The 1298-nt window shown below is 61.9% G+C and carries 1 protein-coding gene; it reads left to right on the plus strand.

The features are described from left to right. Positions 1 to 74: 74 nt before the first annotated feature. Positions 75 to 1163, plus strand: a complete 1089-nt coding sequence (locus IP83_RS08575) for an IS5 family transposase (RefSeq protein WP_054121802.1) — start codon at positions 75 to 77, stop codon at positions 1161 to 1163. The last annotated feature ends 135 nt before the right edge of the window (positions 1164 to 1298 follow it).

Raw genomic sequence — 1298 nt, forward strand, 5'->3', positions numbered from 1 at the left:
TGGACGGTTCGAAAAACTCTGGCGCTCGGCGGGCTGACCTGATTCACTGCTTCTGCGGATGAGCGGAGGCGATGATGGCGGGACAGCCCGGTTTCTTTAATCTTTCGGATCGTTACGAGGCGTTGAGCGCCGCTGGTGATCCGTTGGAACGTCTGTCAGGGGTCGTCGACTTCGAGGTTTTCCGGGGTCCATTGATTGCCGCCCTGCGCCGCAGTGTCCGTGGCAAGGGTGGCCGGCCGCCGTTCGATCCGGTGATGATGTTCAAGATCCTGGTGCTGCAGGCGCTCTATTCGTTGTCAGACGAAGCAACGGAATTCCAGATCAAGGATCGCTTGTCGTTTCAGCGCTTCCTGGGCCTTGGGCTCGATGGCACGGTGCCCGATGCAACGACGGTCTGGCTGTTCCGCGAGCGCCTGGTGCAGGCCAAGGCGATCGACAAGCTCTTCGCCCGTTTCGATGCGGCTCTGACGGATCGTGGCTATCTCGCGATGGGTGGCCAGATCATCGATGCCACGGTGGTGCCTGCCCCCAAGCAGCGCAACACCGAGGAGGAGAAGGCGGCGATCAAGGAGGGCCGGATCCCGGAGACATGGAAGGCAAAGCCAGCCCGGCTCCGCCAGAAGGATCGCGATGCCCGCTGGAGCGTGAAGTATACCAAGGCCAAGGTGAAGGAGGGCGCCGATCCCAAGGCGTTCAAGCCGGTCGACCTTGCCATCCCGATGTTCGGTTACAAGAACCACATCGGCATCGACCGGGCTCACGGGTTGATCCGCACCTGGGATGCCAGCGCCGCCAACGCCCATGACGGTGCCCGGTTGCCGGACCTGATCAGCACGAGCAACACCGGCTCGGGCGTCTGGGCCGATACCGCCTACCGGTCGAAGAAGAACGAAGCCTTCCTCGAGAGGGGCATGTTCAAGAGCCATATCCACCAGCGCAAACCGAACCGCCGCGCCATGCCCGAGCGCATCGCCAGGGCCAATGCCAAGCGATCAGCCATCCGTTCGGCGGTCGAGCATGTCTTTGCCGGGCAGAAGCATCGCATGGGTCTGTTAGTCCGCACCATCGGCATTGCCCGCGCTCGCATCAAGATCGGCATGGCCAACCTCGCCTACAACTTCCAGAGGCTCGCCTGGCTCGAGGGGCGTACTGCGCCTGCTTGATCCGGAAATGGCCCAAAAGGCAGGCCAATCACCAGGAAATCTGCCGATCAAACCCAAGCACTGGCATCATCAGGGCCTCCGGCAGCAATTGGCCTGCGCAACACCCCAAAATCAAGCGGTTCTTCGAAGTGTCCA

Source organism: Novosphingobium sp. AAP93 (assembly GCF_001296055.1).
Classification (GTDB): domain Bacteria; phylum Pseudomonadota; class Alphaproteobacteria; order Sphingomonadales; family Sphingomonadaceae; genus Novosphingobium.